Consider the following 15,373-nt stretch of genomic DNA (forward strand, 5'->3'; position numbering starts at 1 on the left):
CTGCTGCGCAGCCCATCGCGCATGAATCCGCTCCTACATGGACAGCGCTGAACCCTGTAGGAGCGGATTCATCCGCGAAGGGCCGCAAAGCGGCCCCTGATCGGCCATTTTTCCTTGCAAGGACTGCCGATTTCCACTTTCAAGTTTGGGAGCGTCACGCAATGAAAACCAACAAGACCTTGCTCGCCTCGCTGTTCGCCCTCGGCCTGCTCGGCGCTGCCGGCAGCAGCCAGGCCGCTGGCTGGTGCGAGTCCGGCAAGCCGGTGAAGTTCGCCGGGCTGAACTGGGAAAGCGGCATGCTGCTGACCGACGTGATGCAATTCGTATTGAAAAACGGCTACGGCTGCGAAACCGATAGCCTGCCCGGCAACTCCATCACCATGGAAAACGCCTTGGGCACCAACGATATCCAGGTCTTCGCCGAGGAGTGGGTAGGCCGCAGTGAGGTCTGGAAGAAGGCCGAGGCCGCCGGCAAGGTGGTCGGTGTCGGCGCCCCGGTGGTGGGCGCGGAAGAAGGCTGGTACGTCCCCCGTTACGTGATCGAGGGCGACCCCAAGCGCAAGCTCGAAGCCAAGGCACCGGACCTCAAGAACGTCGCCGACCTGGGCAAGTACGCCAGCGTGTTCAAGGACCAGGAAGAGCCGAGCAAAGGCCGTTTCTACAACTGCCCGGCCGGTTGGACCTGCGAGCTGGACAACAGCAAGATGCTCAAGGAATACGGCCTGGAGAGCAGCTACACCAACTTCCGCCCTGGCACCGGCCCGGCACTGGATGCCGCGGTACTGTCGAGCTACAAGCGCGGCGAGCCTATCCTGTTCTACTACTGGACCCCAACCCCGCTGATGGGCCAGGTCGACCTGGTCAAGCTGCAGGAGAAAGAGGGTGTGGACAAGTCGGTGTCGATCAAGGTTGGCCTGTCCAAGACCTTCCACGAACAAGCCCCCGAACTGGTTGCGGTGCTGGAAAAGGTCAACCTGCCAATCGACCTGCTCAACCAGAACCTGGCGCGCATGACCAAGGAGCGGATCGAGTCGCCCGCACTGGCCAAGGCGTTCCTCAAGGAACATCCTGAAGTCTGGCAGGCCTGGGTCAGCGAAGACGCTGCCAAGAAGATCAACGCGGCGCTTTGAGCGTCCTCAGCTGATGAGTGGAACCTATGTTTCCTGACAACCTGACATTCTCCATCGCCGACTGGGTCAATGGCTGGGTCGACGCCCTGGTGACCAACTACGGCGATGTGTTCCGGCACATTTCCGACACCTTGCTCTGGGCCATCGTCAGCCTCGAAGGCGCGCTGCGCGCTACCCCGTGGTGGCTGATGCTCGGCGTGGTGGCCCTGATCGCCTGGCACGCCACCCGGCGCATCCTGCCGACCCTGGTCATCACCGGGCTGCTGTTCCTGGTCGGCGCCGTCGGCCTGTGGGACAAGCTGATGCAAACCCTGGCACTGATGCTGGTGGCCACGCTGATCTCGGTGCTGGTGGGCATCCCGCTGGGCATCCTCTCGGCCCGCAGCAACCGCTTGCGCGCGGTGCTGATGCCGCTGCTGGACATCATGCAGACCATGCCCAGCTTCGTGTACCTGATCCCGGTGCTGATGCTGTTTGGCCTGGGCAAGGTGCCGGCGATCTTCGCCACGGTGATCTACGCCGCGCCGCCGCTGATCCGCCTCACCGACCTGGGGATTCGTCAGGTCGACGGTGAAGTGATGGAAGCGATCAACGCCTTCGGTGCCAACCGCTGGCAGCAACTGTTCGGTGTCCAGCTGCCGCTGGCGCTGCCAAGCATCATGGCCGGCATCAACCAGACCACCATGATGGCCCTGTCGATGGTGGTGATCGCCTCGATGATCGGTGCCCGTGGCCTGGGCGAGGACGTACTGGTCGGCATCCAGACCCTCAACGTCGGCCGCGGCCTTGAAGCAGGTTTGGCCATCGTCATTCTCGCGGTGGTGATCGACCGCATTACCCAGGCCTATGGCCGGCCACGCCATGAGGTGAGCAAATGAGCACGCAGGCGATCAGCAAGATCGAAGTGAAGAACGTCTTCAAGATCTTCGGCGACCGCGCCGACGAGGCCCTGCAGTTGATCCGCAACCAGCAGAGCAAGGAGCAGGTGCTGGCGCAGACCGGTTGCGTGGTGGGGGTCAACGACCTGTCGCTGTCCATCGGCAGCGGCGAGATATTCGTGATCATGGGCTTGTCCGGGTCCGGCAAGTCGACCCTGGTGCGCCACTTCAACCGCCTGATCGACCCCACCAGCGGGCAGATCCTGGTCGATGGCGAAGACATCCTGAAGTACGACATGGAAGCCCTGCGCGAATTTCGCCGGCGCAAGATCAGCATGGTGTTCCAGAGCTTCGGCCTGCTACCGCACCGCAACGTGCTGGACAACGTCGCCTATGGCCTGAAGGTGCGTGGCGAGAGCAAGCAGCTGTGCGCCGAGCGTGCCATGCAGTGGATCGAGACCGTGGGCCTGAAGGGCTACGAGAAGAAGTACCCGCACCAGCTGTCGGGCGGCATGCGCCAACGCGTCGGCCTGGCCCGGGCGCTGGCGGCGGACACCGACATCATCCTCATGGACGAGGCGTTCAGCGCCCTCGACCCGCTGATCCGCGCGGAAATGCAGGACCAGCTGCTGGAGCTGCAGAAGACCCTGCACAAGACCATCGTGTTCATCACCCATGACCTGGATGAAGCGGTGCGCATCGGCAACCGCATCGCCATTCTCAAGGACGGCCGCCTGATCCAGGTCGGCACGCCCCAGCAGATCCTGCACAACCCGGCCGACGAATACGTCGACCGCTTCGTCCAGCGCCGCGCGATCGCGGTATGAGGAGCCCCATGTCGCAAGTTGCAACCGTGGTCATCACCGGCGCCGCGCTGCGCTGGCAGGACATCGCCGCCGTGGCCCGCCATGGCGCGCGGCTGGAGCTGGCGCCGCAGGTCTGGGCGCGTATCGACAATGCCCAGGCCATCGTGCGCCACATCGTCGACAGCGGCGAGCGTGCCTATGGCGTCAACACCGGGCTTGGCGCGCTGTGCAACGTGTCGTTGCAGGGTGAGCAGCTTGCTGCGCTGTCGCGCAACACCCTGCTCAGCCACGCCTGCGGAGTGGGTCCGGCGCTGCCCGACGAGCAGGCCCGGGCGATCATTTGCGCGGCCATCGCCAACTACAGCCACGGCAAGTCCGGCATCCAGCGCGGCGTGGTCGAGGCGCTGCTGGCGCTGCTCAACCACGGCATCACTCCGCAGGTGCCGTCCCAGGGCTCGGTCGGCTACCTGACCCACATGGCCCATGTCGGCGTGTGCCTGCTGGGCATCGGCAAGGTCAGCTACCGCGGGCAAATCGTCGAGGCCGCCGAAGCGCTGGCCGCCGAAGGCCTTGAGCCGGTTCAGCTGGGCGCCAAGGACGGCTTGTGCCTGGTCAACGGCACGCCGTGCATGACCGGCTTGGCCAGCCTGGCGCTGGACGACGCCAGCCGCCTGCTGCAATGGGCCGATGTGATCGGCGCCATGAGCTTCGAAGCCTTGCGTGGGCAGATCGCCGCCTTCGACCCGGAAATCATCGCGCTCAAGCCGCACCCGGGCATGCAGGTGGTGGGCGAGAACCTGCGCGCCCTGCTCGAAGGCAGCGAAGTGATCGCCGCCAGCAAGGGTATCCGCACCCAGGACGCCTTGAGCATCCGCTCCATTCCGCAAGTACACGGTGCCGCCCGTGACCAGTTGGCCCACGCGGCCCGACAGATCGAGGCGGAACTCAACGGCGCCAACGACAACCCGCTGTTGCTGGGGACCCCGGACGACTTCCGGGTGGTGTCCCAGGCCAACCCCCACGGCCAGTCGGTGGCCATGGCCGCCGACCTGCTGGCGATCGCCATGGCTGAGATCGGCTCGATCGCCGAGCGGCGCCTGGACCGTCTGGTCAACCCGCACGTCAGTGGTCTGCCGGCATTCCTGGTCAGCAACCCTGGGGTCAACTCGGGGATGATGATCGTCCAGTACGTCGCGGCCTCGCTGTGCGCGCAGAACCGCCAGCTGGCGCAACCGGCGGTGCTCGACAACTACGTCACCTCGGGCCTTCAGGAAGACCACCTGAGCATGGGCACCAATGCCGCGCTCAAGCTGCACCAGGTGCTGGAAAACTGCACCCAGATTCTGGCCATCGAATACCTGCTGGCCGCCCAGGCCTTCGAATTCCTCAAGGCGCAGCGCTTTGGCGCGGGTACCGATGCCGCCTGGCGCTTGCTGCGCGAGCAGGTGCCGGCCTACCTTGAAGACCGCTGGCTGGCCCCCGACATCGCTCGCGCCGCCGCGCTTCTGAAAGCTTCGCAAGGGCCGCAGCCAGTGCTGCCGGCACTGCGCTGATCACGCAAAGGAGTCTGAACATGGAAGCTTTGAATCTGGTTCCTGGCCGCCTGACCCTGGCCCAACTGCGCCGTATCCACCTGGCCCCGGTGCAGTTGAGCCTGGATGCGAGTGCCGGCGCGGGCATCGACGCCAGCGTTGCCTGCGTCGAGCGGATCATCGCCGAAGACCGCACGGCCTACGGCATCAACACCGGTTTCGGCCTGCTGGCCTCGACCCGTATTGCCAGCCATGACCTGGAGAACCTGCAGCGTTCGCTGGTGCTGTCCCATGCCGCCGGCATCGGCGCGCCGCTGGACGACGCCATGGTGCGGTTGATCATGGTGCTGAAGATCAACAGCCTCAGCCGGGGCTTTTCCGGTATCCGCCGCAAGGTCATCGATGCACTGATCGCCTTGGTCAATGCCGAGGTCTACCCGCACATTCCGCTCAAGGGCTCGGTGGGCGCTTCCGGTGACCTGGCGCCCCTGGCGCACATGTCGCTGGTGCTGCTCGGCGAAGGCAAGGCGCGGCATCGCGGCGAATGGCTGTCGGCCAACGAAGCCCTGGCCGTGGCCGGGCTCGAACCGCTGACCCTGGCAGCCAAGGAGGGCCTGGCGCTGCTCAACGGCACCCAGGCATCCACCGCTTACGCCCTGCGCGGCCTGTTCCAGGCTGAAGACCTGTTCGCTGCCGCCATCGCTTGCGGCGGCTTGACCGTCGAAGCCGTATTGGGCTCGCGTTCGCCGTTCGATGCGCGCATCCATGCAGCCCGAGGCCAGCTGGGCCAGATCGATACCGCGGCGTGCTTCCGCGACCTGCTGGGCGAGTCCACCGAGGTGTCCCAGTCGCACAAGAACTGCGGCAAAGTCCAGGACCCGTATTCGCTGCGTTGCCAGCCGCAAGTCATGGGCGCCTGCCTGACCCAGTTGCGCCACGCCGCCGACGTGCTGGGCATCGAGGCCAACGCGGTGTCGGACAACCCGTTGGTATTCGCCGCCGAGGGCGACGTGGTATCGGGCGGTAACTTCCATGCCGAGCCGGTCGCCATGGCCGCCGACAACCTGGCCTTGGCCATCGCCGAGATCGGCGCGCTGAGCGAGCGGCGCATCTCGCTGATGATGGACAAGCACATGTCGCAGCTGCCACCGTTCCTGGTGGAAAACGGCGGTGTCAACTCCGGCTTCATGATCGCCCAGGTCACCGCGGCAGCCCTGGCCAGCGAGAACAAGGCCCTGTCACACCCGCACAGCGTCGACAGCCTGCCGACCTCGGCCAACCAGGAGGACCATGTGTCCATGGCCCCGGCTGCCGGCAAGCGGTTGTGGGAGATGGCCGAGAACACCCGTGGGGTGTTGGCCATCGAATGGCTGGGCGCCTGCCAGGGCCTGGACCTGCGCGAAGGGCTGAAAACCTCGGTGAAACTGGAGCAGGCGCGCCAGGTGCTGCGCCGCGAAGTGCCGCACTACGACCACGACCGCTTCTTCTCGCCGGATATCGAGGCGGCCAGTGCCTTGTTGGCCGAAGGCAAGTTGACCGCGCTGCTGCCGGCTGGCGTGTTGCCAAGCTTGTAGGAGCGGATTTATCCGCGATGAATTCAACACAGGACTTGGCACCGGCTGCGCCGGTGATCGCGGATGAATCCGCTCCTACAGGATCAAACATCGGAGTTTGTGTATGAGAACCCTTTGGCAAAACTGCCACGCGGCAACCATGGCCCAAGGTAGCTATTCGGTCATCGAAGACGCCGCTATCGTCAGCAACGCCGGCCTGATCGAATGGATCGGCCCGCGTGCCGACCTGCCTGCACTGGAAATCGCCCGCACGGTCGACCTCAATGGCGCCTGGGTCACGCCAGGCCTGATCGACTGCCACACCCACGCGGTATTCGGTGGCAACCGCAGCGGCGAGTTCGAACAGCGCCTGCAGGGCGTGAGCTATGCCGAAATCGCCGCCCAGGGCGGGGGTATCGCCAGTACCGTACGGGCCACCCGCGCGGGCAGCGAGGATGAACTGTTCGCCAGCGCCCGCCAGCGCGTGCAGGCGCTGATGCGCGATGGCGTAACCACGATCGAGATCAAGTCCGGCTACGGCCTGGACCTGGCCAACGAACGCAAGATGCTGCGCGTGGCGCGGCGCCTGGCCGACGAGCTGCCGCTGGCGGTGCGCGCCACCTGCCTGGCCGCACATGCTTTGCCGCCGGAGTACACTGGTCGGCCAGACGACTACATCACCCACATCTGCGACGAAATGCTCCCGGCGCTGGCCGACGAAGGGCTGGTGGACGCGGTCGATGCCTTCTGCGAGCACTTGGCGTTTTCCCCCGCGCAGGTCGAGCGGCTGTTCATCAAGGCGCGTGAACTGGGACTGCCGGTCAAGCTGCATGCCGAGCAGCTGTCATCGCTGCACGGCTCTAGCCTGGCGGCGCGTTATCAGGCGTTGTCCGCTGATCACCTGGAGTTCATGACCGAGGAAGATGCCATTGCCATGGCTGAAGCAGGCACCGTCGCCGTGTTGCTGCCGGGCGCCTTCTACTTCCTGCGCGAAACCCAGTTGCCACCGATGGAGGTGTTGCGCCGTCACCGCGTGAAGATCGCCCTGGCCAGCGACCTCAACCCCGGCACCTCTCCGGGGCTGTCGTTGCGGCTGATGCTGAACATGGGCTGCACGTTGTTCCGCATGACCCCGGAAGAGGCCTTGGCCGGTGTCACCGTGCATGCCGCCACCGCGCTGGGCCTGGGCGACAGCCATGGTTCGCTGGAAGCCGGCAAGGTGGCGGACTTCGTCGCCTGGCACATCGAACGCCCTGCCGACCTGGCCTACTGGCTGGGCGGCGACCTGCCCAAGCGTGTGGTGCGCAAGGGCCACGAGATTTCCAACTGAGCGAGGCAAGATGGACAAGGTACTGAGTTTTCACCAGGGCCATTTGCCCCTGTTGATCAGCATGCCCCATGCGGGGCTGAAACTGACCCCTGCTGTGCAGGATGGCCTGGTCGACGCAGCGCGCAGCCTGCCCGATACCGACTGGCACATCCCGCGCCTCTACGATTTCGCCCGTGAGCTGGGCGCCAGCGTGGTGGCGGCAGAGTACTCGCGTTTCGTCATCGACCTGAACCGGCCGGAAGACGACCAGCCGTTGTATGTCGGCGCGACCACGGGGCTGTACCCGGCTACGTTGTTCGAGGGCGAGCCGCTGTTCAAGGAGGGGCAGGTGCCCTCGGCGCAGGAGCGCGCCCTCTACCTGGAACAAATCTGGCGGCCTTATCACGACACACTGCGCAACGAGCTGCAGCGCCTGCGCGAGCAATTCGGCTATGCGCTGCTGTGGGATGCCCACTCGATCCGCTCGCACATTCCGCACCTGTTCGACGGCAAGCTGCCGGACTTCAACCTCGGCACCTTCAATGGTGCCAGCTGTGATGCGCAGCTGGCCGAGCGGCTACAGGCGGTTTGCCGCGAGGCGACGGATTTCAGCCACGTACTGAACGGGCGCTTCAAAGGCGGTCACATCACCCGCCACTATGGTCAACCCGGCCAGAACATCCACGCCGTGCAACTGGAGCTCGCCCAGAGCACCTACATGCAAGAGCAGGAACCCTTCGCTTACCGTGAAGCGCTTGCGCAGGACACCCAGCGGGTACTGCGCAAGCTGCTGCATTCCACGTTGGCCTGGGGGGCTGAACGCTACGGGCGTTGAGTGGGGTCACTCGCTCGCCGAGCGTGGCCTGCGGTCCGGGTCGGCGAAGGCGGTGAGTTCGCGGATCAGGTGTGATTCGCGGACCTGCCGCCTTCGTGCCAAGGCGTTGAACTCGGCCGTCAGGGTATCCAGCGGGCGGTCCGGGTATCGCTCCTGCAATTCGATCACCTGGGCCTGGTAGGTCCTTTCGATCTGCGCGAAGCGCTGCGCGTAGGCCTGGCGCAAGTGCCGGACCCACAGTTCATTGCTGGCGGCAAAGCGCAGGAACGCTTCGCCGAGTTCGCCCCGCTGGACCTGCAACTGCGCATCGATCAACTCTTCGACGGTGGGGTTGATCGGATAGCGCAGGCTGTCCACTGGCTGGCCTAGCTGCAGTGGCGCGTTCAGTTCGCGCAGGTAGGTGAGGCGGACCTCGGCCTCATCACGGCCGTTGGCCTCACGGTTGGCAATCTCGTCCACCGCGTGCAGGCGATACAGGCGGCGCATCTCTCGGTACAGGTTGGCCTCGCTGTCCGCGCCATCGAACTGCACGTGCTCGCTGGCGATGTAGAGCTCGATGCTCTTGAAGGTCAGCAGCGCACCGTCCTGGCAGGTCTGATGGCCGTCCGACTGGGTCAAGGCTTCCCTGGCCTGGATGTTGAACAGCGCCAGATCGTCAGCATCGACCAATGCCCGGACCAGGACCTTGCGTACCCGTTGGCAGAACGCCAGGCGGGTATCGCTGTGGCGGTAGGAGGCGGTGTTTTTCAAGCGGCCCACCAGCGCGAGCAGGTCTTGTGCCTGCCCTGAGTCCTGAAGCTGTTGCCAGGCATCGTGCAGGGCTTGGTTCTCCACCTCGGACGCCAGCAACCAGTCCGTGAGCCTGGGGGTATCGTCGATGACCAGGTATTCGGGGTCGTCAAGGTATTCGTTGAGGATGTCCTCGTCCCATTCATCGGGGGCATCGAACCTGAACGTGAAGCTGCTCTGGCTTTCCGAGACCGCACGAGCCCGGTAGGTGGTCTCGGCCGATAAGGGATTGCCCTCGACGCCGATCCGGATATTGAGGTCGTTGATGTCAACGCCACCCCGAAGGTGCGCGGGCAGCTCGGTGAGATGGTTGTTACCCAGTTCCAGCGCCTGCAGGCGGCGCAGGCTGTCCACCCAGTCTGGCCATCGATCGAGGTCCATGCCGTTGAGGTCAAGGCGCCGCAATGACTGCAACGATGGCGGGGCATGGTCGATAGCCCCTGCGCGGTTGTTACTCAGGTCCAGTGTATCCAGGTTGGGTAGTACGCCCAGCGCGTCGATGAAGTGTTGATCGACCTCCAGGCCTATGTTGCGCAGGGTCAGGTTACGCAGGCCGGGGCACTGCTGCAGCGCCGTCGGCAGATCCTGTTGCGCGCGAACATAGATGTCCAGGGTCAGCTGGGTCATGCGCGGAAAGCGGCTGAACAGGTTTTGCAGCTGCACCGTGGAGCCGCTGACCTGTTCGAGCCTCAGGTGATGTACCCGCTCGGTGAGAAATGCGGGCAAGCGAGTCGGGAACAGCTCGAGCGCAATGTTATCGAAACGTAGCGGGGCAGCGGTCAGGCCGATTTCCTGATTTTGCCAGAACTGCCTGAGCGCCGTGGAAATGCGCGACCTGCCCGCCAGCACTGGCGGGCTGGGCATGGCGGTGGAAGACGAGGCATTGACGTAGTTGTCGAGCAGGTCGTCCAGCTGCCGGCGCAGCGCCAGTTCCTGGTTCAGGCGCTCACGGAAAGCCGCAGGCTGGTCCATCTCGAAGCGTGATCCGCGACCGTCCTGGTTGAGCAGCACGCGTAGCATTTGATCGTCGTTGATGGCATTGCCTTGCAGTGACAGCTGCGGATGTTGGGTGATGCTGATCCTGGCTTCCGCGAGGAAGTCTGGCAGTAACCTGATGGCGTTGCCGCGCAGGCAGATCTGCTGCATCTGGGCGGCAACATCCTGGCCCAGACCGTCCGGCCAGTGCTCCAGCTGCATGTTGTCCAAACCCAGGTAGTCCAGGCTCAAACCGCCGAAATCAGGGGGGTAGTCATCGGAGAAGCGGTTCCCGCTCAGGTCCAGGCGACGCAAGTGGGCCAGGCTCGCGAGGCTGTCGATATCGGCCGTGGAAATCACCAGGTTCTGGTGGGTCAGGCTCAGCGACTGCAGCGCGGGCAAGTGTTCTGCGATCAATGGCAGGCTGAACTGAAAGGGCGAAGGCGGTGCGTCCGGGCGGTAGGTGCGGGTTATTTCCAAGGTCCTCAACTGGGTGAACTGGCGCAGCATGCTGTTCAGGCGTGGGGCATGCTGGCGCACGCCTTCGAACGCTTCGGGCTGGGTCTCGAACAGTTGCAGGTCAGTGATGCCCGCGGTGAAAAAACTCGGCAGTTCCAGCGGAAAGTCGAGCAGGGACAGGCGCTCCAGGCGCAAGGGCAGGGTAAGGTCGCCGGGCGCCGCAAAGGCACGATCGTACCAATACTGCGACACGGTATAGGCCAGTTGCTCGAAGTCATAGGCGGCCTGGTTGGGCAGCAAGGCCGCCATCTGCCGCCAGTTGCCCAGGCTCGTCTGCAGCTGGTTGCGCTGCTCCAGCAGATTGCCGAGCAGGTCGTTGATCGCGTCACGGTCGAGGTTGCGGTTCTCCAGCGCGCTCAGCGTCTGCTCGGCCGGGCGCGGCTGGGGGGCATGCAGGCCGACCTGCCTGATCCTGGCCAGCAGCGTTTGCCGCGAAATGCTGGTGACACGGGGTCGGGTGCCGCCCAAGGGGTAGCCGATACGCCCGTCGGCCAGGCGCATGGGGGAGCGGTAACCAGGCAGCACCGGCTGCATGCCCAGCAGCTGCCTCAGCACCGGGCGTGGTAACCAGGGGGCTTGTTGAACCTGTGTCTTGAGCGCCAGCGCGTCGTCGACCCCAAGCGCCGCGCGTTGTGCTTCGCTGAGCGCTTCGAACAGGGCGCCATGCAGCGAGGGGTGGGCGACCAGCGGCGCATCGGCGGTCTCGCTGTGCATGAGCACGTAGCCGGCCCGGGCGCTGACGATCAAGGTGCTTTGCCCGGCATCGCCGGGGCCGATGCGGGTGTTCTGGTTGGGCGAGTAGCCGCGTTGCTCCAGGGTGATGCTGATGTCTGCAGGCCAGCCGGGCAACTGCCCAAGGGTATGCAGGATCAGTTGATCGGTGTCCCAGTTGCGCAACTGGTCCAGGTAGAGCCCCTCGTATGCACGGTTGAGCCTGACCTGTTGCTGGAGCAGCCGCACTTCATCGGCCAGGCGCCTGGGCACCTTGCCGTCGCCAAGCTCGGCCAGTTCGCTGGCGACGCTGTTGTCCAGCAACTCGTCGATGACCGGCGAGGGGAGCTGCGGGTAGCGCTGGCGCAGCGTCTGGGCGCCTGCTGCCTGGCTTGTGGGTAGGCGCTGATAATGGTGCTGGAAGTCGCGTTGAAGTTGCTCGGGTCCGAGCTGCGCTGTGGATTGCGCGAGACGTTGGTACAGCTCGAAGCGGGCAAAGGTATCGTCCAGCTGGCCAGGTAGTCGCTGGTTGTCGCAAAGCACCTTGCGCAGCACATCCTCATCGATATTGCTTACCCGTAGGATGCGCCGTGCGGTGTTTTCGTCGAACCGCGCCTGACGGTTTCCTGAGCGGCGCAGCAGTTGGCTTTGCGGCCATAGCTCGGGTCTGTCCAGGGGGTGCAGCCAGATGTCGGCGCCGTTGTGACGCAATGGGGGCTGGTAGGCATTGGCCCGGGTCGGGTGTTCGATGTGGTAACCCTCGCCTTGCCCTGAACGGCCGACCGAGTAGCGCTGGCCGTCCAGTTCCAGCCAGGTCCTGCCTTGGTGGTGAAGCAGCCCCCGGTTGTCTGGCGCGAGGGTGTCGGGGATATCGATGACCTGCGCGTAGGGCCTCAGGTCAGCTTGCCAGAGCCGGGTCTGGCCCTGCGCCAGTTCCACCTCGTCGAGCTCCTCGATGAAAGAGGGTGTTTCCACTGGCATTGGCCTGGATGGAGGCGTTTGATCGGACGAGCCACCGACAGCAGCACCCAGGCCGCCCTCGAACGCTTTCATGGCCACGGTGAACGCGGCCATCTCCGCCATGTTCTGCACCACGTCCAGCACATACTGGTAAGCCAGCTGCTGGTCGTCATGGGCCCAGCTTTCGATACCTTCGTAGACTTCGTAAGCCAGTTGCAGTGCACAGACACCCAGCATGACCTCGCCGACCGCAGGTATGAAGAAACCGGCGATATTGAGTGTGGTCAGTGCCTTTTGCAGCAAGTGTTCGCGGTAACGTACCGCCGTGATGGTATCGATGAGGGTTGTCGGTATCGCGTGGAAGGCGGCGTCTTCCTCATGGCGGAAGACGTTCTCCGTGACCAGCCCTTGCAACAGGGAACCACTGAGCTGCCGTGCCTGCAGGTGCACTTTGGCGTGGGGATCTGCGCGGCGTTCATGAGTGCCTTTCACCGTCAGCGTCAATGGCGTCAGCCGGTCGAGCAACTTGGCCTGAAGATGGGCCTTGTCGCGTTCTTTCATGCAGTGATCGAGGTAGCCGATGTCACCCAGCAAGCGATCACGAATCCATTGCTCGCATGCTGACTGCGATTCGAATTCCCTGAGCGGCGTCTCGGCGTCGCCGGGGAGGTAGAGCGCTACCGATGGTTTCCCGTCGCGTGGGCTGTAATCGAACAGGCGGATGCGGGTCAGTTGCACATCCCAGAGCGAAATGACGCTGAACGTCAGGGTCGGGGATTGCGCCGGGACATCCAGTGGCAGCGCGATGGCAGCCTCATAGAGGCGCTGGCTGATGTCGTGCTGCAGCCGGGCAAGGTGCAAGCTTTGCATGAAGGTGCAGCGTTCGAGCTCGGCGATGTGCGCGTAGGTCGTCTGGTTGCTGGTAGCGGTCTGGATGTCGCTGTAATGGATAGCCTGCAGTCTTGCCTGGTACTGGCCGCCAATATCCAGCTTGCGGCACATTTCGGCAAAACGTTCAGGGGCTATGTCCAGCGTATTGGGTATCGGTACGGTGCCCATGAAGCCTCGGTGGTCGAGGATGACCGATTTCTGCAGCAGGGCATTGGCGTTATCCATGCCACCAGGCTGGGCTGCGCTGGCGTCGAAGTTGCGCAGCGCGCTTTCGAGCAGTGAACGGGTGGCGAGCTTGTAGGCCGGCAGGTCCTGCCCGGGTTGCTGATCGAGGGGGCGCACGTCCAGCAGGTAAGTGCCGTTGACATCCACCTCCAAACCGAAAGTTGCCTTGATGGCGGCACCCAGCTGTTGCTTGGCGAAGGATTGCAGGTCCGGCAGCTGCTGATACAGGGCCCGTACCTGGGCCATGGCGGCCTGCAGGCGCGCATGCTCGGTTGCCAGCGCCCTGGCGATCGCAGGTTGGGCCTGGCATGCCTGCTGCAACTCAGCTGCTCGCACGTTCATCACCCGGTTCATCGAGGCATGGGTCGAGGGCGGTGCGTTTTTCATCCAGTCGGGGGTTTTTCCGGCGATCAGCGCATAGGCGATGCCGTTGTCTTGTTCCATGGTCATGGTGAGCCCTATGTAAAGTGAATGGCTCAGCGACTATGTCCATGCGCCCGGCTCGCAGGTGGTAGATATTTTCGTCCGGCAGTTCGGCGAACTTTGACGTTCCTCGGTAGGAGGACATGCTCAAAGCGCAATTCAGGTTTATGATGCCCAACGGCAGTCAATATCCTCACACGGAGTGCGCAATGCAGACCCTCTACCCGCAGATCAAACCCTACGCCCGGCACGATCTGGCCGTGGAAGCGCCGCATGTGCTGTATGTCGACGAGAGCGGTTCGCCCGAAGGTCTGCCGGTGGTGTTCATCCACGGTGGCCCAGGCGCGGGCTGTGATGCCCAGAGCCGTTGCTACTTCGACCCCAACCTGTACCGCATCATCACCTTCGACCAGCGCGGCTGTGGCCGCTCCACGCCCCATGCGAGCCTGGAGAACAACACCACCTGGCACCTGGTCGAGGACATGGAACGCATCCGCAAGCACCTGGGGATCGACAAGTGGGTGCTGTTCGGCGGCTCGTGGGGTTCGACCCTGGCCCTGGCCTACGCCCAGACCCACCCCGAGCGGGTGCATGGCCTGATCCTGCGCGGCATCTTCCTGTGCCGGCCGCAGGAGATTCAGTGGTTCTACCAGGAGGGCGCCAGCCGCCTGTTCCCCGACTACTGGCAAGACTACATCGCACCGATTCCGCCAGAAGAGCGCTGTGACCTGGTCAAGGCCTTCCACAAGCGCCTGACCGGCAACGACCAGATCGCCCAGATGCATGCCGCCAAAGCCTGGTCTACCTGGGAAGGCCGTACCGCCACCCTGCGTCCCAACCCGCTGGTGGTCGACCGCTTCTCCGAGCCGCAGCGGGCCTTGTCGATCGCGCGCATCGAATGCCACTACTTTATGAACGATGCCTTCCTCGAGCCGGACCAGTTGATCCGCGACATGCCCAAGATCGCCCACCTGCCGGCGGTGATCGTGCATGGCCGCTACGACGTGATCTGCCCGCTGGAAAACGCCTGGGCGTTGCACCAGGCCTGGCCGAACAGCGAACTGAAGGTGATCCGTGACGCCGGGCACGCGGCCTCCGAGCCGGGTATCACCGATGCCCTGGTACGCGCCGCCGACCAGATGGCCCGGCGCTTGCTCGACCTGCCCCTGGAAGAAGCATGAAGGGGCTGTTGCAGCGCGTGCGCGGCGCGCGGGTAGAGGTGGCGGGGGACATCGTCGGCGCCATCGACCAGGGCCTGCTGGTGCTGGTGGCAGTCGAGCCTGAAGATACGCGCGAGCATGCCGATAAGCTGTTGCACAAGTTGCTCAACTATCGTGTGTTCAGTGACGAGCAGGGCAAGATGAACCTGTCGCTCAAGGAGGTCGGCGGCGGCTTGCTGCTGGTGTCCCAGTTCACCCTGGCTGCCGATACCCGCAGCGGCATGCGCCCGGGCTTCTCGACAGCCGCGCCGCCGGCACTGGGCGCCGAGCTTTTCGACTATCTGTTGCAGCAAGCCCAGGGCCAGCACCCCGCTGTGGCAAGCGGGCAATTCGGTGCGGACATGCAGGTGCACCTGGTCAATGATGGCCCGGTGACATTCCTGTTACAAATATGAGGTAAAAAAACCCCTTGTTTATAGGAAAACAAGGGGTTTTGTACGATAAATAGTTGGTGCTGCCTGATGCGTTGTAACGCGACGTGCTGGATAATCGCGCGCTGCATGAACCTGCGTTCGCAGGTTCGTTTCACTCTGACTCGAGCATTGTCTGGATCCGTTTGGGGAATCATTACGCCCTCACGGGGTCCGAACAGTGCTCGCCAACCCGGCATTTGTCGC

General features: G+C 64.1%; 10 protein-coding genes. 9 read left to right on the forward strand and 1 reads right to left on the reverse strand.

What is annotated here, in order from left to right:
* The first annotated feature begins 161 nt into the window (after positions 1-161).
* The 7 genes from ACIPZG_RS16315 (at position 162) to hutG (ending at position 8,043) form a co-directional block, all read left to right on the forward strand.
* Complete coding sequence (locus ACIPZG_RS16315; protein WP_400640233.1) at positions 162-1,130, forward strand: ABC transporter substrate-binding protein; 969 nt, start codon at positions 162-164, stop codon at positions 1,128-1,130.
* Positions 1,131-1,156: 26 nt separating this feature from the next.
* Complete coding sequence (locus ACIPZG_RS16320) at positions 1,157-2,008, forward strand: proline/glycine betaine ABC transporter permease (protein WP_008098126.1); 852 nt, start codon at positions 1,157-1,159, stop codon at positions 2,006-2,008.
* Positions 2,005-2,835, forward strand: coding sequence for a glycine betaine/L-proline ABC transporter ATP-binding protein (locus ACIPZG_RS16325; RefSeq protein ID WP_400715408.1), 831 nt, complete (start codon positions 2,005-2,007; stop codon positions 2,833-2,835). The genes ACIPZG_RS16320 and ACIPZG_RS16325 overlap by 4 nt, the downstream gene beginning before the upstream one ends.
* 8 nt (positions 2,836-2,843) lie before the next feature.
* On the forward strand, positions 2,844-4,367 hold the full coding sequence (hutH, locus tag ACIPZG_RS16330; protein ID WP_008098131.1) for a histidine ammonia-lyase: 1,524 nt from the start codon (positions 2,844-2,846) through the stop codon (positions 4,365-4,367).
* A 20-nt stretch (positions 4,368-4,387) separates the two neighbouring features.
* Positions 4,388-5,920, forward strand: a complete 1,533-nt coding sequence (gene hutH, locus ACIPZG_RS16335) for a histidine ammonia-lyase (protein ID WP_400715410.1) — start codon at positions 4,388-4,390, stop codon at positions 5,918-5,920.
* Positions 5,921-6,023: 103 nt separating this feature from the next.
* On the forward strand, positions 6,024-7,229 hold the full coding sequence (hutI, locus tag ACIPZG_RS16340) for an imidazolonepropionase (RefSeq protein WP_400715412.1): 1,206 nt from the start codon (positions 6,024-6,026) through the stop codon (positions 7,227-7,229).
* 10 nt (positions 7,230-7,239) lie between these two features.
* On the forward strand, positions 7,240-8,043 hold the full coding sequence (hutG, locus tag ACIPZG_RS16345; RefSeq protein ID WP_400715414.1) for an N-formylglutamate deformylase: 804 nt from the start codon (positions 7,240-7,242) through the stop codon (positions 8,041-8,043).
* 6 nt (positions 8,044-8,049) lie between these two features.
* Here the strand turns inward: hutG and ACIPZG_RS16350 are convergent, their stop codons facing one another.
* A complete protein-coding gene (locus ACIPZG_RS16350) occupies positions 8,050-13,563 on the reverse strand; it encodes a dermonecrotic toxin domain-containing protein (protein ID WP_400715416.1) in 5,514 nt (1,837 codons plus the stop codon).
* Positions 13,564-13,745: 182 nt separating this feature from the next.
* On the opposite strand from ACIPZG_RS16350, the gene pip reads away from it, so the two are divergent.
* Positions 13,746-14,717, forward strand: a complete 972-nt coding sequence (gene pip / locus ACIPZG_RS16355) for a prolyl aminopeptidase (protein WP_400640239.1) — start codon at positions 13,746-13,748, stop codon at positions 14,715-14,717.
* Positions 14,714-15,151: a D-aminoacyl-tRNA deacylase gene (dtd, locus tag ACIPZG_RS16360; RefSeq protein ID WP_400715418.1), complete on the forward strand. Its 438-nt coding sequence runs from the start codon at positions 14,714-14,716 to the stop codon at positions 15,149-15,151. Before pip ends, dtd begins: the two co-directional genes overlap by 4 nt.
* Positions 15,152-15,373 lie beyond the last annotated feature (222 nt).

The sequence above is a fragment of the Pseudomonas sp. NPDC089395 genome (assembly GCF_044749525.1).
In the GTDB taxonomy this organism is placed as follows: domain Bacteria; phylum Pseudomonadota; class Gammaproteobacteria; order Pseudomonadales; family Pseudomonadaceae; genus Aquipseudomonas.

Coding starts and splice junctions, on each gene's coding strand:
- ACIPZG_RS16315 (WP_400640233.1), top strand. CDS start 162: ATGAAAACCAACAAGACCTTGCTCGCCTCGCTGTTCGCCCTCGGCCTG.
- ACIPZG_RS16320 (WP_008098126.1), top strand. CDS start 1,157: ATGTTTCCTGACAACCTGACATTCTCCATCGCCGACTGGGTCAATGGC.
- ACIPZG_RS16325 (WP_400715408.1), top strand. CDS start 2,005: ATGAGCACGCAGGCGATCAGCAAGATCGAAGTGAAGAACGTCTTCAAG.
- hutH (WP_008098131.1), top strand. CDS start 2,844: ATGTCGCAAGTTGCAACCGTGGTCATCACCGGCGCCGCGCTGCGCTGG.
- hutH (WP_400715410.1), top strand. CDS start 4,388: ATGGAAGCTTTGAATCTGGTTCCTGGCCGCCTGACCCTGGCCCAACTG.
- hutI (WP_400715412.1), top strand. CDS start 6,024: ATGAGAACCCTTTGGCAAAACTGCCACGCGGCAACCATGGCCCAAGGT.
- hutG (WP_400715414.1), top strand. CDS start 7,240: ATGGACAAGGTACTGAGTTTTCACCAGGGCCATTTGCCCCTGTTGATC.
- ACIPZG_RS16350 (WP_400715416.1), bottom strand. CDS start 13,563: ATGACCATGGAACAAGACAACGGCATCGCCTATGCGCTGATCGCCGGA.
- pip (WP_400640239.1), top strand. CDS start 13,746: ATGCAGACCCTCTACCCGCAGATCAAACCCTACGCCCGGCACGATCTG.
- dtd (WP_400715418.1), top strand. CDS start 14,714: ATGAAGGGGCTGTTGCAGCGCGTGCGCGGCGCGCGGGTAGAGGTGGCG.